The organism is Duganella sp. CY15W, assembly GCF_009857555.1.
GTDB lineage: Bacteria > Pseudomonadota > Gammaproteobacteria > Burkholderiales > Burkholderiaceae_D > Rugamonas > Rugamonas sacchari.
In genome coordinates this window covers 520113-542803 of record NZ_WWCQ01000001.1, presented here as the reverse complement: position 1 = coordinate 542803, position 22691 = coordinate 520113, and the positions used below count along the sequence as shown (strand labels likewise).

The following is a 22691-nucleotide window of genomic DNA, read 5'->3' as shown; positions in this document are numbered from 1 at the left end:
ATCAACACCACTAATCTAATCGTAGATACGCCTAAAATCAGTTCCCTAACAAGCATAGCGCAACAGACCAGGTTTCACTTTTTTAAGATCGCAAAGTGTGTTTTACATGACAGTCCGTTACCGCCCCATTGCAGACATTCAGATTTGCGGTCACTTATGGTTTCCAATTGAACATAGAAAGTGATCCCAAAGATAAAGTAATGTTTCCTTTACGATTTCCTAATATGTTCTGCTGCCAAATCGCCGAATAGATCACATTTGAAGGATACTGAAATTCGCTAACAAGGTTGGCATCCTTCAGCATATCTCCGATTAAAAACCAACCTTGCTGCGTATCATCTTTTGCGCCATACAGCCAGATTTCACCAAGCCCTGTCGGAATTCGCAACTCCGCTGGTCGCAATCCCTGTACCGCTCTATTGATGTGAATAGCCACTACGAGATTTTTAGAATCAGGAAGCTTTTCTCCAAGCTTGTCCAATATGTCTTGTAGCTCAATCGTTGGGTTGACCGTTGAAGGAGGCAGTTCTTTTAATTGAACAGGCACCATTCTAGTGACGCCGCCCTCTTCAAATTTAGCGACAATGTCGTAGTCAGCCGAATCGAAGAGAGTGAACGACACTTCGCGACCGATCCTTGTACTAATGCCGTGGCAAAAAAGAGCTGCTTGACGGCCTTCCAAATATGGCTTCAGTTTGTGAGTACGAAGCGCTGCAACCCTATATGGAAGATCATTTAACAAGCCGCTACGCTGGATGCGTCGCAATCCGTCAAGTATTAGTCGAGGTCGGTAATAAGTGAGCTTCAACCACTCACGAGGAATTCTGTCCATTTCGCGTGTCTAAAAACCTAAGTAGCTCACCGTCTGCTGCCGGCCGTCGTCGGCGCATAGGCACTTTTCACGAAAAGCATCAAAAAATCTCGCCGACGGCAAACTTCATTTTTCCACTTTTGAGTAGTTGCTCAAGTTGAGTCCGTCTGCTGCTGGGTGCATCAATCAGGAATGCACATGCAACAGGTGCAAATGCCTCAATTGCATCAATTGGTTCCGCATAGGATACGCCGTTGCGCGCAATCTTTAAAACCTCTGCTACATTGTTTATCTCACCCCATTCTATTTTTGGAGTTAAGGTATGACTAAATTTATTTCGAACACTATTGACGTTCTGAATGGCGCTCTTCACCCACGCCGCTGGTGATAGATCATCCTTCAAGAGCTTTGTCTTCTGGCTGAACGATAGTCGTAGCTCCGCTAAGTTTTCGATTTTGTACTTGGTAATAATGTGTTCATTTAGATACTGCTCAATGACGAGATGAACTTTAAGCACTCTACCAATGGCATTGTGATCAGCCGAAAATATTGCGTTGAAGCGATCAACCTCGGCCTGCGCCTCCTTGGTCAACTCGTCCATTATTGGCGCAAATAGATCCAGAACAGTTTTCTGAGCCTCAGGGCTGAGGATCGCAGAGGGCTGATCAATCGAACTCATATAGATAATCCTACAGTCAAAGGAAAATTCCTCTTTGGATTTGTGACCGTCGCCTTCTGGCCGACTTCGGCCACCTATGCAACTATAAACTCATCGGCCAAATTCTCAGGCCAGATAGTTGTAAAGGTATCCTCGGAAAGCGCCCTGAATCCGGATTTTATACGGTTCAAAAATTTATGTTTAATCAAGCACGGTTTGCTTTTCTCGAAGGCTGCTTCTGGATTTGAAGTCAATATGAAGATATTTATTTCACCACAGCCCATATCATGGCCATCAACCTCGGCAATATCGCCCAGCTTAACAGCCAGTTCCTGTTCCAAATCCATCATCGCATCAAAGTCCGACAGCGACTCGCCGCGTACTTGTAAGACCAACTGATAGTTCATAACTTCCCATGAAAACGATACATCGTGATAGCGGATACCAGTTCGAACGACCGCATCTGGCCGTTAGGAGTCAACTTTCGCAACCCAGCTATTCAGAGTTTCGCACAGTTTCCCCAGCGGCAGGACGTAAAGGTCTCGAATCCAGTCACCATCTGCATCCGGTTCGATCAAGGAGTCGCTGCGTATTCGCGAGAGATATTCCTGCGTGTACAAGATGCCAATCCTCTTATCGCCCCGAATATCACCGATATGGAATCCAACCACGTCAGACCAATTGATGGTGTGCTTCCTTCTAGCGGTCGAAATATCGACTCCTTTGGAATGCAGCCGAAGATACGTAGCACTCGGTCGGTAAATATATAAAGCAACAAGAAAGAGCGGCCCAAGCAGAATGGCGCCTATCCAGCCCCAAACACTAGGGATAGCCGTGATCGCCAGTGCCAACATTGCCCCAAGAAGTAAGTTTAGCCATAGCAGCTTTCTCCAACTCGACTTGATGATAGTTGCCTGTTTGTGCGAAATTATTTTCACGGTTCTTACAATATCAAACTAAAGTTTTATTAATGAGTGAACGACCGCAACTGGCCGCTTGTGGCCGGATGCAGGCTAGTACGCTCTAACCCGCATGCATAGATACAAAAAACGCGGCCGTTGCTGCAAAGAGGCCGATACCAATGCCCGTCGAAAATGCATGCGCTACCGGGCCTCTGGACCAAGGTAAATAGAGCCATACGCCGCCGCCAACAAAGGCAAAAGCAATTAACAGAATCCCGAATAGTAATCGAGTTTGTAGCACATGCGTGAGAGCGTAGAACGATAGTACAGAGGAGCTGATGAGCATCGCGAGAACATACGCCGATTTTTTAAAACTTGCCGTCATGTCATCTCAATTTCAATGTCCGATATTTGCCGGTTAGAGTCTGTCATTTTTGCAAGTCAAGACTAGTGTATTCGCCATTCGGTGCCCAAAACATGCTGCCCTTTAGCTCTTCTGTTCGATGTAAAGTTCTATCTATCATGCAGTCGAGTGGTTCCACCGCGCTGGCCCATTTACAGTCCGCCTCGCGAAGCGAAATCCAAATCCGCTGAGCCTTTTTGAGCTTTTCCTGTTCTTCCTTTCGCAGCTGTTTCATTAGATCTGCATATGTAGCATTTAGTTCTTTGTCTGCTGTAGCTAGCTCAGCCGGGCGAGTATCTCCAAACACTGCTTGCGCAGGAAAAGTGGTCATCAAAGCAGCAGTTGTGATGGCGAAAAAAGAAACGATACGTAGCATTTTTTTCGATAAAATAATTGCGGGGTGATTTCGAGAGTCTGCTGTTGGCCGAATCCCGCTAAATTCATACAGTAAGTCAGATAGTCAATGCTGCGAAGTATTCTCCTCGGCTGACCAAACGACCGATGCAATCTTCCATCCGTTCTCGGTTCGAGCGAGCTGCCAGCTCTCCTTTCCCCAAGCACTTTTATATTCCCCAACGATGAAGATGTAGTCAAACCATACCTGTGCGATGTCACCGTCAGTATCAATACGAACATTAGAAAACAACTCAGACTGCTGGGTCTTAGCCTTTACTATGCCCTCAATGAATTTCCGGGGAGTTCCACCCGTTTGAACTCTTTTTGCTAAAGGCTCCTGCGCAGCCCTTTGCTCAACGTTATACCGCTCAACGCTTGAATCCGTGTACACCGCAGTCCATGTAATGCCCTCATGAACAAAAAGCTGCATGAAGCCGTCGACATCTTTATTTTTTATCGCAGTTTGAAACTGGTCGACAATTTTCTCAACCATTTTCTTGCTAGTTGAAATGTCTTCTGCGAAAGCCATGTGGTGCGTGAGAATGAACAGTCCAATACATTGGACAATAAGTGAAAATATTTTTCTCATCAGTTATCCTAAAAAAAGCATCGGTTTTTGGCCGATCGCAGCCAGCAGCGGTCAAGGTAACATCTTGAATCAACGCGGCTTTGCAGCGTCCTCTTCATTCCCAAATACTACTTTTTACATTCGATCCGTACTTATCCGTGATCTGCTTGCTCGCATCGTCGAGGCTCAAGTCAGCCCCTACCCATATTTGACAAAATTGTCCTTGCTTCATCGGTTACACCTTCGACTTGCTCTTCCAGAGTCGGAGTACTGGCCAGGTGCATTAATTCAGTCTGCAATGCCGCTGCGAGTGCCGGGGAGCGGCTCACAATGCTGACCAGGAGGTTGTACTTCCACACATTGTCCTCCGAAAGTAGAGGCTTTACAAAGACGGCCAGCGATGCACCAGCGTCAACTAAGAATAGTTGGAAAACCATTGCCACAGGCCAGTTAAGGTCCTGCATCCATTTCAAAATCTCAGGTATTGCAGGCAAGACTCTTTCCAAGCCGAGCGCTGTTAGCGCCGCGGCGCTTTCAGTATCGTGTTTATCACGCGGCAGTAAAAGAGCAAAATCTTCAGTCATTTATTGCTTAAAAATGCTCGCAACGAAGGTCTGGTTGTGGCCGTCTTCAGCCAGCCCTCATTGTGCACGATAGCTAAAAATGAACCTGCGGGTCACTCTTCATCAAGGATTTGCGTCAACAGCATTTCATCGGCAAATTCAAAAAAAGGCGTCTCGCCAGAGATCTCACGAGTCTCGTGATCCCAGTCAACCGTAAGAGGATCCAAATCATCGCGACTCCGGCGGTGGAACGCTTGGCAATTCCCCGCCCCGTCCGAACTGAACTCAAGCAGATCTTGAAATTCGTAATCATCAGAAACGAATCCCTGCTCCTTCGCAATCGGGTCCATCAGCTCACCCAGATCCACTAAATACCGGCTAGTAAGTATGCCGCTATCAAGCGCGCCGAAACCGTCATGCACCAAGCAAAGTTTATTCATTGACTTCGGTACACCCCAGCCCAAGGACTGCGCTCGATCCGAGAGTCGCGGTGAAGAATTTGGGGTGCCCCCTACTATCAACTCGTAGTATGGCCTGCCATCGTAAAGTGCCCGGTCAACAAGATAAACAAGCTTCCAATCGCCCTCACTGCGGACCGGCACGACCCATCGAATTCGTTCTGCAAGCACGGCCATAAACTCTGGAAGCACCCTACGAAGTGGTGATAGCACCTTTTCTACGGCATCGATGGCCTCCAGTCCTTCAATCTGCCACGGACATGTGGAATCGAAAGACGGGACAAGGTTATGTTGGCGAATAATAAACTCGGCTCCAGCTCGACCGAACTGGTCGAGAATCGATCGCTCCAGGTTCGTCGTTCGGCAAAATTCCCTCTCGAACGGTAATGCTTTATCGCGAATCAAATCGCGTTTAAGTTGGATCGATATGAGATCGTTGAGTTCTTCCATTCGATTAAGTCCTCACCTAGATTTAATTCTATTGCCGTCGGTTATACAGGAGAACGACTCCAGAGTCCGCTCTTGGCCGGAAGCAGAATGCTATCGCAGCTCAAGGATTTCTGTTTCTACTTCTGCCAACAAACTCGCAAGAGAACGGGGCTGTGGCTGAGAAACGTATACGGCTGCTACTTCGAATGGATCCAGCATCAACGCCCGTTGACTGGAAATATTGAATCGTCCAACAACAAATCTAGCAAAGTAGCGGGAATTAGGATTTCGTTAACATACCAGCAACCTGAGTGCTTTTGCACGAAATATTCGCCAATGTAATAGCCCAGGCGCGTCACGAGCCAAATTCTGTCTTCTTCGCTGTCAATGGAAAAACTCTCTGTTGCCTGCGATACCAAAGCTTTGAACTGGACGGCGGTTTTCAATACTTCGTGCGCTGGTTGAATTCCTATCCTACCGATGAAGTCAACAAGACTCGGTAAGAGATCAGCATAGAAGGCAGAGAATTCATTTTGTCGGTTTTTAAGTAATAGCGATTCTTCAGACGTCATCATTAAATTTTATCGATTCTAAATGTGCATGTCCGGTCTTGGCCGGTTTCTGCCCGCTTTAAGTTGCGCCGTCAGGTGTCGGCTTGAATCCCTGCTCAGCTTGCATACTACGGTAGGTCTCAGAGTTTCGAAATAAGCCCATATAGAGCTCTGCCTTGCGTTTTCCTGCGCCGATGTGGGTCTCTCTTCCATCAATTTCAACGACCACGCCGGACGCAGATTCCTCATCATCCCAATCGCTGTCATAAGATATGGAGGTAATTACCCGTCCGCTTCGAGCATAGAAGGGTATCCAATAGAGTCTCCGCACAAATCGAACTCTATCTGACGTTACTGTAATTTTGCAGTCGAGTCCATATGCCAAGACTGCATAGGCAGCCGTACAGATCAAAAATGCGTCGACACTCATAAACGGAGGTCCAAGCGTCGCTCCCCCTGGGATAAAAACGATAAAGAAAATCCAGAACATGGCAACTCCGTCTCTTGCCTTGAAGCTGAATAGCGTCGCGTCCGATTGTTCAACATTCATATTCAAAAGCGCGCCTCTCGAGCGCCATGTTGGATGACTGGTATTGGCCGATCTCGACCAATGAGACAAGATAGCATCTTGCTCTTTTAGAAAACTCACATATTGTCACGACTAGATTTCGGCAATGCTACTGTACGGCAACTGCTAGAGACCAGAAACTTCGCTACTGATTTCATTCACCGCCATGTAGCGTCCACTCATCCATAATAGGGCGCCATTGGTCGGATACTCTACCGAATGCTATGTTTGGTCGCACAAACGCAATAACTCTTCCTTACTGCTCTCTTGCGTTGACTGCAGGTCATCCCGGACTTCCGCGATGACCCAAAAAAAGCCGCCGGGCTTGCGCGCCGGCGGCTTCTTGCGGACTACTCAGCGATTACTGTGCGTTGGCAGCAGCAGCGGCAGCTTCTTCTGCAGCAGCTTTCATCGACAGTTTCAGGCGGCCGCGGTCGTCGGTTTCCAGAACCTTGACGCGTACCTGCTGGCCTTCTTTCAGATAGTCGGCCACGGCGTTCACACGCTCGTTGGCGATCTGCGAGATGTGCAGCAGGCCGTCTTTGCCTGGCATGACCTGAACGATGGCGCCGAAGTCCAGCAGCTTCAGCACAACGCCGTCGTAGGACTTGCCTACTTCAACCGATGCGGTCAGCTCTTCGATGCGGCGTTTGGCTTCCTGACCCGCAGCAGCGTCCACCGAAGCGATGGTGACCACGCCTTCGTCGCTGATGTCGATCTGAGTGCCGGTCTCTTCGGTCAGCGCGCGGATCACGGCGCCGCCCTTGCCGATCACGTCACGGATCTTCTCTGGGTTGATCTTGATGGTGATCAGGCGTGGTGCGAAGTCCGACAGTTCGGTCTTCACGGTTGGCACGGCCTTTTGCATTTCGCCCAGGATGTGCTCGCGGCCTTCTTTGGCTTGCGCCAGCGCCACTTGCATGATTTCCTTGGTGATGCCCTGGATCTTGATGTCCATCTGCAGCGCGGTGATACCGTTGCGGGTGCCGGCTACTTTGAAGTCCATGTCGCCCAGGTGGTCTTCGTCACCCAGAATGTCGGACAGCACGGCGAACTTGCCGCCTTCCTTGATCAGGCCCATGGCGATACCCGCCACGTGCTCTTTCATTGGCACGCCGGCATCCATCAGCGCCAGGCAGCCGCCGCAGACCGAAGCCATCGACGACGAACCGTTCGATTCGGTGATTTCCGATACCAGACGCACCGAGTAGCTGAACTCTTCCTGCGAAGGCAGTGCAGCGATCAGCGCGCGCTTGGCCAGACGGCCGTGGCCGATTTCGCGGCGCTTAGGCGTACCAACGCGGCCGGTTTCGCCGGTGGCGAACGGTGGCATGTTGTAGTGCAGCATGAACGGGTCGGTGAACTCGCCCATCAGCGCGTCGATCTTCTGCGAATCACGGGCGGTGCCCAGGGTTGCAACGACCAGTGCCTGGGTTTCGCCACGGGTGAACAGTGCCGAGCCGTGAGTACGTGGCAGCACCGAGGTACGGATCGAGATTGGACGCACGGTGCGGGTGTCGCGGCCGTCGATACGTGGCTCGCCTTCGAGGATCTGCGAACGGACGACTTTCGATTCCATTTCGAACAGGATGTTGCCAACGTCAACGCTGTCCGGGGCAGCGGCGCCAGCGGCAGCAGCTTCGGCGCCCAGGTCGGCGATAACTTCAGCCGACATTGCGCGCAGCTTGTCGGTACGGGCTTGCTTGTCGCGGGTCTGGTAGGCATCGCGGATTTTCGCTTCGGCGAAATGGGCCACGCGGCCGATCAGTGCTTCGTCCTTGGCCGGTGCGGTCCAGACTTGCTCAGGCTTGCCGCCGTCGCGTACCAGATCGTGGATGGCGTCGATGACGGCTTTCATTTCGGTGTGGCCGAAGACCACGGCGCCCAGCATGATTTCTTCCGACAGTTGCTGCGCTTCCGATTCCACCATCAGCACGGCGGTTTCGGTACCGGCAACCACCAGATCCATCTGCGAGGTTTTCAGTTGTTCAACGGTAGGATTCAGGATGTACTGGCCGTTGGCGTAACCCACGCGGGCGGCGCCGATCGGACCGTTGAATGGCACGCCGGAGATGCACAGCGCAGCCGAAGCACCGATCATCGAAGCGATGTCTGGATCGATTTCCGGGTTGACCGACAGCACGTGAATGACGACTTGCACTTCATTCAGGTAGCCCTCTGGGAACAGAGGACGGATAGGACGGTCGATCAGGCGGGAAGTCAGCGTTTCTTTTTCCGAAGGGCGACCTTCACGTTTGAAGAAACCGCCAGGGATTTTACCCGCAGCATAGGTTTTCTCCAGGTAGTCCACGGTCAGTGGGAAGAAGTCCTGGCCTGGCTTGGCGTCTTTGCGCGCGACCACGGTGGCCAGAATGACGGTGTCTTCAATCGACACCATCACTGCGCCGGAGGCCTGGCGAGCGATTTCGCCAGTTTCCAGGGTGACAGTGTGTTGACCGTACTGGAAGGTTTTCGTAACTTTATTAAACATGGGTAATCCCTTTCTATTTGCCGACAGATTTTCAGGGGCTGTCGTTCACCTCACCACAGGCAGCCCGGAAGCCACCTTTACTACATGCCACTTAGCATTTTTTAAATGCGCATAAAGACAAAATGCCCGCGACAGCAAACTGGCGCAGGCATTTCGTTTTAAGCCGGACGGCGCAAAAATTACTTACGCAGACCCAGTTTGGCGATCAGATCGCGGTAACGGGTTGCATCCTTGTTCTTCAGGTAGGACAGCAGGCTCTTACGACGGTTAACCATCATAATCAGACCACGACGCGAGTGGTGATCTTTGCTGTGGGCTTTGAAGTGGCCGTTCAGTTCGTTGATGCGTGCGGTCAGCAGAGCAACTTGAACTTCTGGCGAGCCGGTGTCTTTTTGGCCACGTGCGTTGTCAGCGATGATCGCTGCTTTGTTGATGTTTTCTACGGTCATGATATTTACCTTTAACATGCGGTGCGCGGAGTCGTAACCCTGCCCACCGTGATTTACAATAAAACCCGGTCTGAAAAGACCAGACCCGGAAGTATAGCGGAAAAACCTGCGCGTGTATCTGTTTTCCGCGCTTTTCAGGGGAGCTTCATGAAAAAACTGATTGTTTTAACCATTTTTTCCACCGCATTGGCGGGCTGCGCCCATTTATTCGCACCGCCGCCCCAGCCCGGCGACAGCGCCGACGCCGTGCGTGCCCGCCTTGGCCGCCCCACCAATACCTACGCCGACGGCGCCGACACCTTGCTGGAATACGCCTGGGGACCGTGGGGCCAGTACACCTGGATGGCGCGCCTCGGCCCCGACGGCCGCCTGGTTTCCTACGAACAGGTGCTGACCAGCGCCAAATTCGCCACCATCAAACCGGGCAAGGACAACAAGGACACCATCCTGCGCATCCTGGGCCGTCCAACCCAGGTGACGCACTACGCCAGCGTGGACGGCGACGTCTGGCTATACCGCTACAAGGAGCAGGATGTGTGGAATTCCATGATGTCGGTGGAATTCAACCGCGCCGGCATCGTGCAAGCCATGGTCAACGGCCCCGACGAGGAACGCGAAGTACGGCGGCGTTAGCTCTGCGGGTAGGATGATTCCCACGTGCACTATGGACGTGCGCCGACGCAAATTGGCGCGCGCGGTTGCTATGATTATTTCATTAACATTGCAACCAAACGGAGTTCTCATGTCCTTACGCACGCCCCCAGCCCGCCACGCCATCTACACCGCGACCTTGCTGGCACTCAGCACTGTCAGCGCCATCGCCTGGGCCGATCCTTCGCCGGCGCTGGACCGCGCCAGCGTGTCGGTCGGCGCTTTCTACACCGAGCCGCGCATCAACTACGAAGGCGACACCAACTATGGCCGCATCGACACTGGCACCTACAAAACCGACCACGTCACGCTGCCGCGCGTAAAAGCGCAGCTGCTGCTGGGCGACTCGCAGGGCCTGGACTTCGATTACTACCGCTACGACAAAACCTATAGCCCGACCCTGAGCGGCAGCACCAACTACAACGGCCTGCCACTGAACGGCAACGGCAAGCTCGACGCCAAGCTCAAGCTGGACCTGGCCAACGTCGCCTACAAATGGTGGCTGGGCAGCGGCAATGACGTGTTTGGCATCGGCGTGGGCGCGGCCTACTACAGCGCCAGCCTGAAAGGCACGGCCAGCGGCGTGCTGAACGGCGTATCCGGCAACTCCTCGTATGAAGAAAGCGAGCACGCTTACGCGCCGCTGCTGGAACTGGGCTGGCGCCACGCCGTGTCGGAAAACGTGCGCGTGTACGCGGACGCTTCCGGCATCAAGAAAAACGGCGGCAACATCCGCGGCCACATCTACGGCGGCGCCCTTGGCGTTGAATGGTATCCGACCAAGGCGATTGGCGTGGTGGCGGAATACAGCGCCAGCAAGATCAGCCTGAACCGCAACCGCGACGGCGCCGACCTCAATGTCCGCCTGAACGGCCCGGCAGCTTACGTCAAGTTCCGCTTCTAAGCGAGCGGCACGTCCAGCCAGTGCGCCAGTGCCTTGCGGCCTGGCGCTGTCACGTCGAGCGCGCGGCTATCGTCGCTGCGCCGCAGCCAGCCGCGTTCGACGAAGTTATCCAGCAGCGCCACGGCCAATGGCCCGGCAAAGTGGTCGCGCCGCTCCGACCAGTCGACGCAGCCGTATAGCTGGCGTGGGCCTTCGTTGACCACGATGCCCAGCTCGCGCAATTGCGCCGCGCCCACCGCCGTCAGCGGATAAACATGGCCGTCGCCCTCGCCTGCGTGTACCCAGCCCTTGTCGATGAAACAGCGGCACAGGTCCACACCGAGCACGCCCGCCAGATGGCCGTAACAGCTGCGCGCATGCCGCAGCTTGCGCATGGCCGGCGCCTGCCAGCGCGTGGTCTCCGGCAGGGAGCCATCCGCCACGCGCAGCAGCTCCTCCAGCGCATGCGCGACATTGCCATCTGCAAGCATGTAGTAACGATGCCGCCCCTGCGCCCGTACGCGCGCCAGCCCTTCTTCCACCAGCAGCTTGAGATGCTGCGACGCCGTCGGCGCCGATACGCCCGCATGCTGCGCAAGATCGGTGGCGGTGTAGAAGCGGCCATCCAGCAGGCGCGATAGCATCAGCGCGCGCGTCGGGTCGCCGATGGCGGCGGCCACCCGCGCAAAACGTGGTTGCGCGGTGGTGCTCACGATGCGGGTACCTGCACGCGGTCGTTCATGCCGTAGTCGCGGGTTACCGAAGCCACGCGCAGGCGGTAGTCTTCAAACAAACCGCCGCGCCCTGCCCGCTGCGCTGCGCGATGCTCCTCCATCTCACGCCAGGATCTGACCGATGCTTCATCGCGCCAGAACGACAGGGACAGCAACTTGCCTGGCGTGATGATGCTGGTGAAGCGCTCCACCGAAATAAAGCCATCGACATGGGCCAGCATAGTCCCCAGTTGCGCGGCGCGCTGCAGATATTCTGCCCGTCCATCGCCGCTGGGCTGCACCTCAAAGATCACGGCAATCATGACACGGCCTCCGTAAAAGTACGCTCTTCGCGCAGGATGAAGCGCTGCTGCTGGGCGAACGCAAAATTATCCTTGGCCTCCGCATCGGCGCGCAGCCGCGCGCGATAGGCTTCGTAGTCAGCCAGCGAGGCAAAGCCCACCAGCCCCCACGCTTCGTAGCTGGCGCCTTCGTGCGGCAGGAAGTAGCCGATCAACTGGCCGCCCAGGCGCGGGATGATGCGGCCCCAATTCTCCGCATAGCGGCGGAACGCCTCGCGCTGGAATGGATCGATTTCGTAACGGATAAAGCAAGTGATAGCCATCTAAGCCTCCTGTTGAAAACACCAGAATAGCTTTTGAAAACCGCCAATGCTTAGGCCTGGAACGAAGTATTCATGGCTGCGGATTGACACGCTCTATCTTCGAATGCAGCTTGTTCAGCGCCGACAGGTAGGCCTTGGCCGACGCCACGATAATGTCCGGGTCTGCGCCGACGCCGTTGACGATGCGGCCATCCCTGGACAGGCGCATCGTCACCTCGCCCTGCGACTGGGTGCCGGTGCTGATCGCATTCACCGAGAACAGCACCAGCTCAGCGCCGCTGCCCACTTCGCCCTCGATGGCATTCACCGTCGCGTCCACCGGCCCGTCGCCGCGGCCTTCGCTCACATGCTCCTCGCCGTCGATGCTGAACACTACTTTGGCGGTCGGCATCTCGCCGCTGGCAGAACGCTGCTCCAGCGCGACAAAGCGATAAAACTCGCGCTCCTGCGATTGCTGTTCGTCCGACACCAGCGCCAGGATATCCTCGTCAAAGATGTCAGCCTTGCGGTCCGCCAGCTCCTTGAAGCGCGCAAACGCCGCATTGACCTCGGCCTCGGACGCCAGGTCGATGCCCAGCTCCTGCAAGCGCTGCTTGAAGGCGTTGCGGCCCGACAGCTTGCCCAGCACGATCTTGGTCGCGGTCCAGCCCACATCTTCCGCGCGCATGATCTCGTAGGTCTCGCGCGATTTCAGCATGCCGTCCTGGTGGATGCCGGAAGCATGGGCAAACGCGTTCGCGCCCACCACCGCCTTATTCGGCTGCACCGCAAAGCCGGTAATCTGCGACACCATCTTGGAGGCCGCCACGATCTGCGTGGTATCGATGCCGCACTCCAGGTTGTAGTAGCCGCCGCGCGTACGCAGCGCCATCACCACTTCTTCCAGCGCTGTATTGCCGGCCCGCTCGCCGAGGCCATTGATGGTGCACTCGATCTGCCGCGCGCCGCCGATCATCACGCCGGCCAGCGAATTGGCCACCGCCAGTCCCAGGTCGTTATGGCAGTGCACCGACCATACGGCCTTGTCGGAATTGGGAATGCGCTCGCGCAGGCGGCGGATAGTTTCGCCAAACAGCTCCGGCACGGCATAGCCCACGGTGTCCGGGAAGTTGATGGTGGTCGCGCCCTCCTCGATCACGCCTTCCAGCACGCGGCACAGGAAGTCCTCGTCCGAACGGCTGCCGTCTTCCGGACTGAACTCAACGTCGTCCGTATGCTGGCGCGCGAAACGCACCGCATTGCGCGCCTGTACCAGCACCTGTTCCGGCAGCATGCGCAGCTTGGCCTCCATGTGCAGTTTGGAGGTGGCGATGAATGTGTGGATGCGTTTGCGCTCGGCGGGCGCCAGCGCTTCGGCGGCGCGGGCAATGTCGCGGTCATTGGCGCGCGACAGCGAGCAGATGGTGGATTCGCGCACCGCCGTGGCGATGGCCTTGATGGATTCGAAGTCGCCGGGCGATGCCGCCGCAAAGCCAGCCTCGATGACATCCACGCGCAAGCGCTCGAGCTGCCTGGCGATGCGGACCTTCTCGTCGCGGGTCATCGACGCGCCCGGCGATTGCTCGCCGTCGCGCAGCGTGGTGTCGAAAATAATCAGGCGGTTGGATGAGTTGCTCATGATAGCTCCGTGGCTGATGCTGCGTTGCTTGAATCTCAGGGCCTACCGCCCGGGTTTAGCGCCGTTCGCTCGGATCGTCGCTGTCCATATCGGTCTGGATCAGGCTCACCTTCTTGCCCTTGGCGGCGCGCCAGGCGGCTACCACGTAGCCGGACAGGCCGTACACCGCAAACAGCGGGAACAGCGTCACCGCCGGCTTGATCGCGATCAGCGCCAGGGCCAGCGCAATCAGGAACACCGCAATAAACGGCACCGACTTGCGGAAGTTGATGTCCTTGAAGCTGTAGAACGGCACGTTGCTGACCATGGTCAGGCCCGCAAACACCGCGATGCCCCACGAGGCCCATGCCATTTCCAGGCCGGACACCTCCAGCTCTACCATCATCAGCACGATGCCGGCCATGAGCGCAGCCGCCGATGGCGACGGCATGCCCTGGAAGTAGCGCTTGTCCACCACTTCGATATTGGTATTGAAGCGCGCCAGCCGCAGCGCCGCGCCGGCGCAGTAGACAAAGGCCGCGATCCAACCCAGCTTGCCCAGGCCACGCAGCGACCATTCGTACACCACCAGCGCCGGCGCCGCGCCAAACGACACCATGTCCGACAGCGAGTCATACTGCGCGCCAAATTCGCTCTGCGTATTGGTCAGGCGCGCGACGCGGCCATCCAGCCCGTCAAGCACCATGGCGATGAAAATGGCCCACGCGGCATGCTCGAACTTCTGGTTCATCGCCATCACGATGGCATAGAAACCGCAGAACAGCGCGGCCGTCGTGAATGCATTTGGCAACAGATAGATGCCACGGTGGCGCGGCCGGTCGAGATCCTCTCCGCGGGCGCGGCGCGCAAAACGGCTGAAGCGTGACGTTTTAGGCAGCTTGGCCTGGGCCGCGGATTTGGCGCGGCGGCGGGGGAAGTTGGGCATAGGAGTCCGTTTTCTCTTTATTAAGGTTGCTCCGTCATTATAGAGGAGGCGACCATAAAAATGGATCTGTTACCATGGGTCATCGAAAATAGCTGTAACAAACCGCCGGATGCTGCGACTTAACGTTATCTGAACCCTTTTGGAGAACAACGTGAAACCAGCCGTCCTCGCCGCCTGCACCCTGATGCTGAACCAACTGCCCGCCGTCGCCCAGACCGATGCCCCCGGCCCCGCCGCACTGGTCGATGCGCTCAACGGCACGTTCGGCAAGCATGCGGGCAAGCGCGCCTCGCACGCCAAAGGCTTCTGCGCACGCGGCGATTTCATCCCGGCCGCCAAGGCTGCACAATTCGCCCACAGCCCCTTTTTCGCGCAGTCCAAAGTGGACGCGCTGCTGCGCTTTTCCATCGGCGGCGGCAATCCCGGCGTCTCCGACAAAAGCCGCTCCGTGCGTGGACTGTCGATGCGCCTGACGGGCGGCGGCGAGACTTACGACCTGCTGCTGATTTCCGAGCCGGTGTTCTTTGCCGCCACACCCGCATCCTTTGTAAGTTTTCTGGAAGCGCGTGTGTCCGACCCCATCACCAAAAAACCCGATCCGGCCAAAATCGCCGCCCACAATGCGCGCTACCCGGACGGCAAAAACCAGCCAGCTCTGCTGGCAGCACACGCCGCTCCGGCTTCCTACGCGTCCACGCCCTATTTCTCCACCAACGCTTTCGTGTTTGAAAACGCCAGCGGCGCCAGACAGCACGCGCGCATCGTGGCCGAACCGGCCGCCGGCACACACTATCTGACCGACGAAGAAGAGCAGACCATGTCCGACACTTTCCTCGAACAGGAACTGGCGCAGCGGCTCGCCGCCAAGCCGGTGGAATTCACTTTTTACGCGCAGCTGCCGGCGCCAGGCGACGCGCTGAACGATTCGTCCCAGCATTGGCAAGGCACTGACCGCGTGACACTGGGCACACTGCGCGTGACCAGCCTGGCCGGCGCCGACGCCTGCGATGGCATCGTCTTCATGCCCGTCACGCTGCCTGCCGCCGTCACGCCGTCGGATGATCCCATCCTGCGCGCCCGCGCGCCCGCGTATGCGATTTCACTGGGCCGCCGCAGCCAATGAGCAAGCAGTTGACAGACCCGTGGCAGCTGCTGGCACTGGAGCGCCCCTTTCTGCTGCGCCTGGCGCGCCTGCAGCTTGCCTCGTCCGCCGACGCGGAAGACGCGGTGCAGGAAGCGCTGCTGGGCGCCATCAAGGCCTGGGACAGTTACCAGGCACGCGCCAGTCTGCGCAGCTGGCTGACCGCCATCCTGCGCCACAAAATCATCGATGCGATCCGCGCGCGCCGCTTTGCCCCGCCTTCACCGGAGGGCATCGATGCCGACCTGCGCGAATTCGACGCGCTGTTCACAAGTGACGATGCCTGGCATCCGGAAGTGTTTATCGATACCGTCTGCGGCGCCACCAGGACGGCGGAGAGGCAGCTGCTCGACATCATCGAAATCTGCATGAACCGTTTGCCGCAGGAGACTGCGCGGCTATTCCTGATGCGGGAATACCTCGGCATGGAGCTCAAGGAAATTGAAGACAGCTGCACCGTGAGTGCGGGCAATCTGCGCGTGGTGCTGTACCGCGCGCGCATGCGCTTGCGTGAATGCGCCGTGCGAGGCTGGGGAGAACTGGAATGAACAAGCCACTGACTTGCCGCGAGACGACCTACCTGGTCATCAGCGCGCGTGACGAAGCTTTGAAACGCGAGCAGCTGGACGCACTCAACGCGCACCTGCAAACCTGCAGCTACTGCCGGGTCGCCAATGCGCAGTTTGGTGCGCTGTACGCGCAACTGGACGCCCTGCTCGCGCGCGGCGTCCAGCCATAGATTATTTGAAGCGCAGCTTGCCGACCAGGCGCATGGTCAGCGTGGTTTCACCCGGCTCAAAGCTAGGCTCGGCCACCACTGGCGCCGCCGCCATTGCGGGCGCTGCCATCATCGGCATCGCACGCGAGCCGGCGGCTGCCACGCGGTCGCCGTAATTGCCGGAACCTTCAAAGTCCACCGTGTCGACCACCACGTCGCTGACCTTGCGGCCCATGGCCTTGGCGATGGAGTTGACGCGCTCATTCAGATTCAGATAGGTAGCGGCGATACGCTGGTCTTCCATCTCACGCGTGGTTTCTGGCTTCAGGCTGAAATACAGATTGTTCAGACTGAGTATGCCCTGCGCTGCGGCGACGGTTTTCGGCAGCGAGTCGAGATTCGCGGTCACCACCTGCAGCGACTGGCCAACACGCCAGGAGGTCGGCACGCGCGGCTTGCGCGGCTGGCCTGGTGGCGGCGCCACTTCTTCCGGATAAACGGGATAGGTGTAATAGCCTTGCGTCTTCAGGCTCGCCTGCGGGTCAGCCTTCTTGACGATCTCCAGCCCCTGCTTCATCTTCTGATTGACGCGCGAGGCGGCCAGCGCCTTGTCCTTGTCCACCTCCTCCACCGACAGCGTGATGGTGGCTTGATCATTGACGTGTTTGACTTCACCAAACGCGGGGACGACAATCAGCGCGCCGCTGGTCGGCAAAGGTTCCAGCGGCGCGGCATGCGCGGACAAGGCGCACGCCATCATGGCGGCGGCAGCGATATATTTCATTGCAAACTCCCAGTGTTAAAAAAAGTACTGCGAACGCTGTCGCCGTCTATGCCTTATTTGAAGCGGACCTTGCCCACCAGCTGCATCTGCAGCGTGGTTTCACCTGGCTCGAAGCTCGGCTCGGCCACTTCCACCGCGTCGGCAGCTTTCATACGCATCGCCATCGGTGCTGGTGCGTAGGCTTGCTCACGCTGGGCGTAATTGCCTGAGCCTTCGAAGTCCACGGTATCCAGCACAGCATCGCCGACCTTGCGGCCCATGGCGTTGGCGATCGAGGTGATACGCTCGTTGAGGTTCTTGTAGGTGGCGGCAATGCGCTGATCGTCCAGCTTTTTGGTGGTCTCCGGCGTCAGGCCGAAGTTGATGCTGTTCAGGGTCAGGATTTTTTGCGCAGCGGCGACCGTCTTGGGCAGTTTATCCAGATTGGTGGTGGTCACTTCCAGATACTGGCCCACGCGCCATGCGGTCGGCATGCGCTGCTTGACCGGCTGGCCGTTCGGCAGCATGCGCTCTTCCGGATACACCGGGTAGGTGTAATAGCCCTGCGTTTTCAGGCTGGCTTGCGGATCTTCTTTCTTGACGATCTCCAGGCCCTGCTTCATCTTGGTATTGACGCGCGAAGCGGCAGCAGCCTTGTCCTTGTCCTGCTCTTCAATCGCCAGCGTCACGACCACCTGGTCGTTGACGTGCTTGACTTCACCAAAGGCTGGCACCACGACCAGCGTGCCTGCGGTTGGCACGGAATCCGTAGGAGCGGCATGCGCAGCCAGCGCGATGGTAGTGATTGCAGCGACGGCGGAGAAGTTTTTCATGATGGTCATACAGGCTCCATAGTTAAGGTTACGACAAGCCGCACTTTACATGAATTTACAAACGAAACCTGTAAGACATAGTGACTGTTTGTAACATTTACTCAATTGCCACGCGCCTTGGCCCGGTCTTCACCAGCAGCCAGCCCAGGCCTGCATTCAATGCCAGCAATGCGCCACCCGCGTAGAAGCTGGAGAACGCGTTGAAGGCATTCTCGCCCGTCAAGTGGACAAACTCCTCGCTCTTGAACAGGCAGACGATGCTCAGCATCATAAACGCCGTCACGCCCGCCACCGACAACAACACCAAGCCGGTATCCCGCTTCCAGTAACGAAAGCCGCCAAACGCCAGACCAATCAGATGCGGAACCAGCGCCGCGCCCGTGAAGATCGCCAGGGAACTCAGCTTGCCGACAAGCGGCAAGCCAGAAAGGAAGGCCAGCACGTTCACGATAAAAAACTGCAGGCCGGACAGACTCAGGAAAATAACGCTCAGGACCTTACGCATTGCCCGTGGCGCCTTGCGGGACGAAATAGGCATTGGCTTTCGGGCGATACAGGAAATAAGCCATGATCGCCAGCACCACTGCGCCCGGGATCAACGCCACTTTCAGCGGCGAAGTCGCCAGGGCGACGATCATGCCAAAGATACTCCAGCCGAAATACAGCTTGCGGCCCCAGTCCAGGCCTTTCAGCATCGCTACTGCGGCCACGCCGGCAATCACCAGACCCAGGTACATCATGGCGTATTGCAGCGACATCGGCAGCAGACTCTTGGCCATCAACTCCACCACCAACGGATTGTCCATATTCTTGTAATTGACCACCAGCGAAAACACCGAGGTGGCCAGGATAATCCAGGCAATAACGCTGACAGAGGTAGGTCGCTTCATGATCGCAAACAGAAAGTTGATGAGACCGGCCATCATACCTTGTTGAAACATTGCAATATACGCACATTCTCACATTGTGGAATCGTCCGAAAACTCTGCTAGGATGCGCCATCTTTCACTGGCCACGTGCGAACGATGTTTTCCATACTGCTGCTCAAACTGTTTCTGGTGCCGTGTCTGATCTACTCCGTTACGCTGGTGGGCCGCAAATGGGGGCCGGGGGTCGCGGGCTGGCTATCGGCATTTCCCATTGTTTCCGGTCCCATCCTGCTCACCATCACGCTGGAGCAAGGACCGGCATTTGCAGCGACCGCAGCGGAAGGCACCTTGCTGGCGGTGGTTGCCATCCTCGTATTCAGCGTTGCCTACGCATGGGCGGCGCAACGCTATGCCATGGCCGGCGCCATGCTCTGCGCCCTGGCCGCCTACGCGCTGGCAGTAGCAGGCTTGCAGGCCAAGCAGTTGCCGCTGGGCCTAAGCTTCGTCTGCGTGATCGCTGCGCTATGGATATCGCCCAGGCTGTTTCCGGCTGCGGAAGCCGTATCCACTGGCAAGCCCACCGGCGCGAGCGACCTGCCATGGCGCATGCTGGCCGGCGCCGTGCTGGTGCTGACCGTCAGCCTGATCGCCGCCACCATCGGTCCGCGCCTGAGCGGCTTCTTTGCCATGTTCCCGGTGATGAGCACGGTACTGGTGGGATTTTCCCATGTGCGCTCAGGCCGCGCGTTCGCCGTCGCGCTGCTGCGTGGCATGATGCTGGGTTATTACGCCTTCGCGGTATTCTGTGTCAGCCTGTCCATGCTGCTGCGCCAGCAGCCGCCAGTGGTTGCCTTCAGTTGCGCCTTCATCTGCGCACTGCTGGTCCAGCTGGGCATGAAGAAAATGCTGTCCATGTCCAAAACGCTGGCGGCCAGCAAAGTTTGATCTCAGAAACTTGTGTGGTTTAACGCGAACAAATTCGCAGAAGTAGCTGGAAGGCTGCGGGGATGAGTACTATCATAAAATGCACACCCGCCGCGAGGAGACAAAAAATGAACGCTAACAAAGCGCTTTCCGTGGTTGCATTCTGTATGCTGACTGGCGCACCACTCGCTCAGGCGGCAACCTTGATTCACCACTATGACTTCAGCTCGGGCGTCACCGACAGCGCAGGTAGCGCGAACGGTACGCTGGTCGGCGATGCCAGCACTTCAGGCGGCGTCCTGACGCTCGATGGCGATGGTGACTACGTGCAGTTTTCCTCGTTCCTGGTGCCGACCAGCGGCAGCTACTCCGTCAGCTTTTTCGCCACGCGCGCTGTCAGCCAGGGCAGTTACACCGAAGTGATTTCACAAGCCTACAGCGGCGGCGGTTTCTACATCGGCACCGACCCGGGCGGCAATATGCGCGCCAGCGATGCCTGGGGGTCGACCGGTGTCGCCTTCGCCGCGCCTGGCGTAATGACGCACTATGCACTCACAGTTGATGCCGGCAGCAACACCTCCAGCCTGTATGTGAACGGCACGCTGGCCGCTTCGGTTGGCTATGCCTATGGCAGCGGCACAAGCGGCACCGCCACCCGCTTCGGCGCCCAGTTCGCCCCCTACGGCGAATACTTCAACGGCACCATCGACGATGTCCGCATCTACAGCGGCGCCCTGAGTGGCAACGAAGTTGCACTGCTGGCCAACCCGGTTCCGGAGCCGGCAAGCTATGCGATGTTCGCCGCCGGACTCGTCCTGGTCGGCGCCCGCGCGTGGCGGCGGCGCATGCAGCTTAAGCCCTGACTAATCGGTCGCCGCATGACGTTTGCTATGATGCGATTTCATCAAGGGGATCGCCATGGCTTTCATCGCAGAGTGTCTGATATCGCTGCTATTCAACGTCGTGCTTTATAGCATCGGGCGCGTCATCATTCCCGTGCTGTCGCTGGGCCACGCCCGTGCAGAAAACGTCAGGGAAGTATTCTACGACCGCACGTTTGTTTACTCGCGTCGTGACGGTAAAGTCAGCTTTTCCGAACCGGCCACATCCCTCATCGGCCTGGCCTTTCTGATCCTACTGGCCATCCTCTATCACTACATGAGCAAATAAAAAAAGCCGGCGCGAAGCCGGCTTTTGCGTGAGGAGGAACTGCTTAGTTCTTCGACTGGTCAACCATCTTGTTCTTGGCGATCCAAGGCATCATGGCGCGCAGCTTGGCGCCGACTTCTTCGATCTGGTGCTCAGCAGTCAGGCGGCGGCGCGAGATCAGGGTTGGTGCGCCGGCCTTGTTTTCCAGGATGAAGGACTTGGCGTATTCACCGGTCTGGATGTCTTTCAGGCACTGGCGCATCGCGTCCTTGGTGGCCGAGGTCACGACCTTAGGACCGGTCACGTACTCGCCGTACTCCGCGTTGTTCGAGATCGAGTAGTTCATGTTGGCGATGCCGCCTTCATAGATCAGGTCAACGATCAGTTTCAGTTCGTGCAGGCACTCGAAGTAAGCCATTTCCGGCGCGTAGCCCGCTTCGGTCAGGGTCTCAAAGCCAGCCTTGATCAGTTCAACCGCACCACCGCACAGCACGGCCTGTTCGCCGAACAGGTCGGTCTCGGTCTCTTCGCGGAAGTTGGTTTCGATGATGCCGGCCTTGCCGCCGCCGTTGGCCGATGCGTACGACAGCGCGATGTCACGGGCGACGCCGGACTTGTCCTGGTACACAGCGATCAGGTGTGGCACGCCGCCGCCCTGGGTGTAGGTCGCGCGCACGGTGTGGCCTGGGGCTTTCGGCGCCACCATGATCACGTCCAGGTCGGCACGTGGCACAACCTGGCCGTAGTGCACGTTGAAGCCGTGGGCGAAGGCCAGTACCGCGCCTTGCTTGGCGTTCGGTGCGACGTTTTCGTTGTAGACCTGGGCGATGTTCTCGTCCGGCAGCAGGATCATGATGACGTCGGCAGCTTTGACTGCTTCGTTCACTTCAGCGACCTTCAGGCCGGCCTTCTCCACCTTCTGCCACGAAGCGCCGCCTTTGCGCAGGCCAACGGTCACGTTGACGCCGGAGTCGCTCAGGTTTTGTGCGTGTGCATGGCCTTGCGAACCGTAGCCGATGATGGCGACGTTTTTGCCTTTGATCAGGGAGAGGTCAGCGTCTTTGTCGTAGAAAACTTTCATGTTCATTCCTATGTATTTTGAGTGTGAGGTGCTAGTGCATGAAGCCGGGTAGGCTGTGCTTAAACTTTGAGGATGCGTTCGCCGCGTCCGATGCCGGAGCCGCCGGTACGTACCGTTTCCAGGATCGAAGCGCGGTCGATCGAATCGATGAACGCGTCGAGCTTGGTCTTGGCGCCGGTCAGTTCAATCGTGTAGCTCTTCTCGGTGACGTCGATGATGCGGCCGCGGAAGATGTCCGCCGTGCGTTTCATCTCTTCGCGTTCCTTGCCCACGGCGCGCACTTTAATCAGCATCAGTTCGCGTTCGATGTGCTGGCCTTCGGTCAGGTCCACCACCTTCACCACCTCGATCAGGCGGTTCAGGTGCTTGGTGATCTGCTCGATGATGTCATCCGAACCGGTGGTCACGATGGTCATGCGCGACAAGGTTGGATCTTCGGTCGGCGCCACGGTCAGCGTTTCGATGTTGTAGCCGCGTGCCGAGAACAGGCCCACCACGCGGGACAGCGCGCCGGCTTCGTTTTCCAGCAAAACAGAAATAATGTGTCGCAT

The 22691-nt window shown here is 57.0% G+C and carries 31 protein-coding genes; 8 read left to right on the top strand and 23 right to left on the bottom strand.

Features of this window, described 5'->3' with window-relative positions:
• Positions 1-154: 154 nt before the first annotated feature.
• From GTP58_RS02565 to rpsO, 12 genes are all read right to left on the bottom strand, one after another.
• Positions 155-682 (bottom strand): hypothetical protein, encoded by a 528-nt coding sequence (locus GTP58_RS02565; RefSeq protein WP_161076148.1) that lies wholly within the window; start codon positions 680-682, stop codon positions 155-157.
• Positions 683-911: 229 nt separating this feature from the next.
• A complete protein-coding gene (locus GTP58_RS02560; RefSeq protein WP_161076147.1) occupies positions 912-1490 on the bottom strand; it encodes a hypothetical protein in 579 nt (192 codons plus the stop codon).
• A 74-nt stretch (positions 1491-1564) separates the two neighbouring features.
• Positions 1565-1876: an ABC transporter gene (locus GTP58_RS02555; protein ID WP_161076146.1), complete on the bottom strand. Its 312-nt coding sequence runs from the start codon at positions 1874-1876 to the stop codon at positions 1565-1567.
• 616 nt (positions 1877-2492) lie between these two features.
• The gene (locus tag GTP58_RS02550) at positions 2493-2756 is read right to left on the bottom strand and encodes a hypothetical protein (protein WP_161076145.1); all 264 of its coding nucleotides are present in this window, start codon (positions 2754-2756) and stop codon (positions 2493-2495) included.
• Positions 2757-2799: 43 nt separating this feature from the next.
• Complete coding sequence (locus GTP58_RS02545; protein ID WP_161076144.1) at positions 2800-3150, bottom strand: lysozyme inhibitor LprI family protein; 351 nt, start codon at positions 3148-3150, stop codon at positions 2800-2802.
• 84 nt (positions 3151-3234) lie between these two features.
• Positions 3235-3759, bottom strand: a complete 525-nt coding sequence (locus GTP58_RS02540) for a nuclear transport factor 2 family protein (protein ID WP_072780678.1) — start codon at positions 3757-3759, stop codon at positions 3235-3237.
• A 170-nt stretch (positions 3760-3929) separates the two neighbouring features.
• The gene (locus GTP58_RS02535; RefSeq protein WP_161076143.1) at positions 3930-4322 is read right to left on the bottom strand and encodes a DUF5071 domain-containing protein; all 393 of its coding nucleotides are present in this window, start codon (positions 4320-4322) and stop codon (positions 3930-3932) included.
• A 92-nt stretch (positions 4323-4414) separates the two neighbouring features.
• The gene (locus GTP58_RS02530; RefSeq protein ID WP_161076142.1) at positions 4415-5209 is read right to left on the bottom strand and encodes a hypothetical protein; all 795 of its coding nucleotides are present in this window, start codon (positions 5207-5209) and stop codon (positions 4415-4417) included.
• 197 nt (positions 5210-5406) lie between these two features.
• Entirely contained in the window at positions 5407-5763 is a 357-nt protein-coding gene (locus tag GTP58_RS02525) for a hypothetical protein (protein WP_161076141.1), read from the bottom strand.
• A gap of 55 nt (positions 5764-5818) precedes the next feature.
• Positions 5819-6295, bottom strand: coding sequence for a hypothetical protein (locus tag GTP58_RS02520; RefSeq protein WP_161076140.1), 477 nt, complete (start codon positions 6293-6295; stop codon positions 5819-5821).
• A 373-nt stretch (positions 6296-6668) separates the two neighbouring features.
• A complete protein-coding gene (pnp, locus tag GTP58_RS02515; protein ID WP_161076139.1) occupies positions 6669-8798 on the bottom strand; it encodes a polyribonucleotide nucleotidyltransferase in 2130 nt (709 codons plus the stop codon).
• A gap of 179 nt (positions 8799-8977) precedes the next feature.
• Entirely contained in the window at positions 8978-9247 is a 270-nt protein-coding gene (gene rpsO, locus GTP58_RS02510; protein ID WP_026637007.1) for a 30S ribosomal protein S15, read from the bottom strand.
• A 147-nt stretch (positions 9248-9394) separates the two neighbouring features.
• On the opposite strand from rpsO, the gene bamE reads away from it, so the two are divergent.
• Together bamE and GTP58_RS02500 are read left to right on the top strand one after the other, a co-directional pair.
• Complete coding sequence (gene bamE / locus GTP58_RS02505) at positions 9395-9880, top strand: outer membrane protein assembly factor BamE (RefSeq protein ID WP_161076138.1); 486 nt, start codon at positions 9395-9397, stop codon at positions 9878-9880.
• Between the two features lie 109 nt (positions 9881-9989).
• Complete coding sequence (locus GTP58_RS02500) at positions 9990-10802, top strand: hypothetical protein (RefSeq protein WP_161076137.1); 813 nt, start codon at positions 9990-9992, stop codon at positions 10800-10802.
• Here the strand turns inward: GTP58_RS02500 and GTP58_RS02495 are convergent.
• From GTP58_RS02495 to pssA, 5 genes are all read right to left on the bottom strand, one after another.
• Positions 10799-11494 (bottom strand): winged helix-turn-helix domain-containing protein, encoded by a 696-nt coding sequence (locus GTP58_RS02495; RefSeq protein ID WP_161076136.1) that lies wholly within the window; start codon positions 11492-11494, stop codon positions 10799-10801. The genes GTP58_RS02500 and GTP58_RS02495 overlap by 4 nt on opposite strands.
• Entirely contained in the window at positions 11491-11817 is a 327-nt protein-coding gene (locus tag GTP58_RS02490; protein ID WP_161076135.1) for an antibiotic biosynthesis monooxygenase, read from the bottom strand. Before GTP58_RS02490 ends, GTP58_RS02495 begins: the two co-directional genes overlap by 4 nt.
• Positions 11814-12119: an NIPSNAP family protein gene (locus GTP58_RS02485; RefSeq protein ID WP_161076134.1), complete on the bottom strand. Its 306-nt coding sequence runs from the start codon at positions 12117-12119 to the stop codon at positions 11814-11816. The genes GTP58_RS02490 and GTP58_RS02485 overlap by 4 nt, the downstream gene beginning before the upstream one ends.
• 70 nt (positions 12120-12189) lie before the next feature.
• Complete coding sequence (locus GTP58_RS02480) at positions 12190-13737, bottom strand: 2-isopropylmalate synthase (RefSeq protein WP_072780691.1); 1548 nt, start codon at positions 13735-13737, stop codon at positions 12190-12192.
• Positions 13738-13792: 55 nt separating this feature from the next.
• Positions 13793-14662: a CDP-diacylglycerol--serine O-phosphatidyltransferase gene (gene pssA, locus GTP58_RS02475; protein ID WP_161076133.1), complete on the bottom strand. Its 870-nt coding sequence runs from the start codon at positions 14660-14662 to the stop codon at positions 13793-13795.
• 151 nt (positions 14663-14813) lie between these two features.
• Between pssA and GTP58_RS02470 the strand changes: the two genes are divergently transcribed.
• From GTP58_RS02470 to GTP58_RS02460, 3 genes are read left to right on the top strand one after another with little or no spacing between them, the layout of a single operon-like run.
• Positions 14814-15785 carry a catalase family peroxidase gene (locus GTP58_RS02470; RefSeq protein ID WP_161076132.1) on the top strand — a complete coding sequence of 324 codons (972 nt, stop codon included), beginning with the start codon at positions 14814-14816 and terminating at the stop codon, positions 15783-15785.
• Positions 15782-16351 carry a sigma-70 family RNA polymerase sigma factor gene (locus tag GTP58_RS02465; RefSeq protein ID WP_161076131.1) on the top strand — a complete coding sequence of 190 codons (570 nt, stop codon included), beginning with the start codon at positions 15782-15784 and terminating at the stop codon, positions 16349-16351. Before GTP58_RS02470 ends, GTP58_RS02465 begins: the two co-directional genes overlap by 4 nt.
• Positions 16348-16542 (top strand): hypothetical protein, encoded by a 195-nt coding sequence (locus tag GTP58_RS02460; protein ID WP_161076130.1) that lies wholly within the window; start codon positions 16348-16350, stop codon positions 16540-16542. The genes GTP58_RS02465 and GTP58_RS02460 overlap by 4 nt, the downstream gene beginning before the upstream one ends.
• A 1-nt stretch (position 16543) precedes the next feature.
• Here GTP58_RS02460 and GTP58_RS02455 read toward each other — a convergent pair whose 3' ends face one another.
• The 4 genes from GTP58_RS02455 to GTP58_RS02440 all read right to left on the bottom strand — a co-directional run bounded on the left by GTP58_RS02455 (position 16544) and on the right by GTP58_RS02440 (position 19007).
• Positions 16544-17305: an SIMPL domain-containing protein gene (locus tag GTP58_RS02455; RefSeq protein ID WP_161076129.1), complete on the bottom strand. Its 762-nt coding sequence runs from the start codon at positions 17303-17305 to the stop codon at positions 16544-16546.
• Positions 17306-17358: 53 nt separating this feature from the next.
• Entirely contained in the window at positions 17359-18126 is a 768-nt protein-coding gene (locus GTP58_RS02450; RefSeq protein WP_161076128.1) for an SIMPL domain-containing protein, read from the bottom strand.
• Between the two features lie 88 nt (positions 18127-18214).
• Complete coding sequence (locus GTP58_RS02445) at positions 18215-18622, bottom strand: hypothetical protein (protein WP_161076127.1); 408 nt, start codon at positions 18620-18622, stop codon at positions 18215-18217.
• Positions 18615-19007: a hypothetical protein gene (locus tag GTP58_RS02440; RefSeq protein WP_161076126.1), complete on the bottom strand. Its 393-nt coding sequence runs from the start codon at positions 19005-19007 to the stop codon at positions 18615-18617. The genes GTP58_RS02445 and GTP58_RS02440 overlap by 8 nt, the downstream gene beginning before the upstream one ends.
• Positions 19008-19142: 135 nt before the next feature.
• Between GTP58_RS02440 and GTP58_RS02435 the strand changes: the two genes are divergently transcribed.
• From GTP58_RS02435 to GTP58_RS02425, 3 genes are all read left to right on the top strand, one after another.
• On the top strand, positions 19143-19931 hold the full coding sequence (locus GTP58_RS02435) for a hypothetical protein (protein ID WP_161076125.1): 789 nt from the start codon (positions 19143-19145) through the stop codon (positions 19929-19931).
• Between the two features lie 107 nt (positions 19932-20038).
• Complete coding sequence (locus tag GTP58_RS02430) at positions 20039-20773, top strand: LamG-like jellyroll fold domain-containing protein (RefSeq protein WP_161076124.1); 735 nt, start codon at positions 20039-20041, stop codon at positions 20771-20773.
• 55 nt (positions 20774-20828) lie between these two features.
• A complete protein-coding gene (locus tag GTP58_RS02425) occupies positions 20829-21080 on the top strand; it encodes a hypothetical protein (RefSeq protein WP_161076123.1) in 252 nt (83 codons plus the stop codon).
• Between the two features lie 43 nt (positions 21081-21123).
• Here GTP58_RS02425 and ilvC read toward each other — a convergent pair whose 3' ends face one another.
• Positions 21124-22140, bottom strand: a complete 1017-nt coding sequence (gene ilvC, locus GTP58_RS02420; protein ID WP_072780706.1) for a ketol-acid reductoisomerase — start codon at positions 22138-22140, stop codon at positions 21124-21126.
• A gap of 59 nt (positions 22141-22199) precedes the next feature.
• A complete protein-coding gene (gene ilvN, locus GTP58_RS02415) occupies positions 22200-22691 on the bottom strand; it encodes an acetolactate synthase small subunit (protein ID WP_072780707.1) in 492 nt (163 codons plus the stop codon).

Coding starts and splice junctions, on each gene's coding strand:
- GTP58_RS02425 (WP_161076123.1), top strand. CDS start 20,829: ATGGCTTTCATCGCAGAGTGTCTGATATCGCTGCTATTCAACGTCGTG.
- GTP58_RS02535 (WP_161076143.1), bottom strand. CDS start 4,322: ATGACTGAAGATTTTGCTCTTTTACTGCCGCGTGATAAACACGATACT.
- GTP58_RS02445 (WP_161076127.1), bottom strand. CDS start 18,622: ATGCGTAAGGTCCTGAGCGTTATTTTCCTGAGTCTGTCCGGCCTGCAG.
- GTP58_RS02500 (WP_161076137.1), top strand. CDS start 9,990: ATGTCCTTACGCACGCCCCCAGCCCGCCACGCCATCTACACCGCGACC.
- GTP58_RS02490 (WP_161076135.1), bottom strand. CDS start 11,817: ATGATTGCCGTGATCTTTGAGGTGCAGCCCAGCGGCGATGGACGGGCA.
- GTP58_RS02545 (WP_161076144.1), bottom strand. CDS start 3,150: ATGCTACGTATCGTTTCTTTTTTCGCCATCACAACTGCTGCTTTGATG.
- GTP58_RS02455 (WP_161076129.1), bottom strand. CDS start 17,305: ATGAAATATATCGCTGCCGCCGCCATGATGGCGTGCGCCTTGTCCGCG.
- GTP58_RS02485 (WP_161076134.1), bottom strand. CDS start 12,119: ATGGCTATCACTTGCTTTATCCGTTACGAAATCGATCCATTCCAGCGC.
- pssA (WP_161076133.1), bottom strand. CDS start 14,662: ATGCCCAACTTCCCCCGCCGCCGCGCCAAATCCGCGGCCCAGGCCAAG.
- GTP58_RS02550 (WP_161076145.1), bottom strand. CDS start 2,756: ATGACGGCAAGTTTTAAAAAATCGGCGTATGTTCTCGCGATGCTCATC.
- GTP58_RS02555 (WP_161076146.1), bottom strand. CDS start 1,876: ATGAACTATCAGTTGGTCTTACAAGTACGCGGCGAGTCGCTGTCGGAC.
- GTP58_RS02440 (WP_161076126.1), bottom strand. CDS start 19,007: ATGAAGCGACCTACCTCTGTCAGCGTTATTGCCTGGATTATCCTGGCC.
- GTP58_RS02465 (WP_161076131.1), top strand. CDS start 15,782: ATGAGCAAGCAGTTGACAGACCCGTGGCAGCTGCTGGCACTGGAGCGC.
- bamE (WP_161076138.1), top strand. CDS start 9,395: ATGAAAAAACTGATTGTTTTAACCATTTTTTCCACCGCATTGGCGGGC.
- pnp (WP_161076139.1), bottom strand. CDS start 8,798: ATGTTTAATAAAGTTACGAAAACCTTCCAGTACGGTCAACACACTGTC.
- GTP58_RS02525 (WP_161076141.1), bottom strand. CDS start 5,763: ATGATGACGTCTGAAGAATCGCTATTACTTAAAAACCGACAAAATGAA.
- rpsO (WP_026637007.1), bottom strand. CDS start 9,247: ATGACCGTAGAAAACATCAACAAAGCAGCGATCATCGCTGACAACGCA.
- GTP58_RS02435 (WP_161076125.1), top strand. CDS start 19,143: ATGTTTTCCATACTGCTGCTCAAACTGTTTCTGGTGCCGTGTCTGATC.
- GTP58_RS02530 (WP_161076142.1), bottom strand. CDS start 5,209: ATGGAAGAACTCAACGATCTCATATCGATCCAACTTAAACGCGATTTG.
- GTP58_RS02460 (WP_161076130.1), top strand. CDS start 16,348: ATGAACAAGCCACTGACTTGCCGCGAGACGACCTACCTGGTCATCAGC.
- GTP58_RS02430 (WP_161076124.1), top strand. CDS start 20,039: ATGAACGCTAACAAAGCGCTTTCCGTGGTTGCATTCTGTATGCTGACT.
- GTP58_RS02540 (WP_072780678.1), bottom strand. CDS start 3,759: ATGAGAAAAATATTTTCACTTATTGTCCAATGTATTGGACTGTTCATT.
- ilvN (WP_072780707.1), bottom strand. CDS start 22,691: ATGCGACACATTATTTCTGTTTTGCTGGAAAACGAAGCCGGCGCGCTG.
- GTP58_RS02450 (WP_161076128.1), bottom strand. CDS start 18,126: ATGACCATCATGAAAAACTTCTCCGCCGTCGCTGCAATCACTACCATC.
- ilvC (WP_072780706.1), bottom strand. CDS start 22,140: ATGAAAGTTTTCTACGACAAAGACGCTGACCTCTCCCTGATCAAAGGC.
- GTP58_RS02480 (WP_072780691.1), bottom strand. CDS start 13,737: ATGAGCAACTCATCCAACCGCCTGATTATTTTCGACACCACGCTGCGC.
- GTP58_RS02560 (WP_161076147.1), bottom strand. CDS start 1,490: ATGAGTTCGATTGATCAGCCCTCTGCGATCCTCAGCCCTGAGGCTCAG.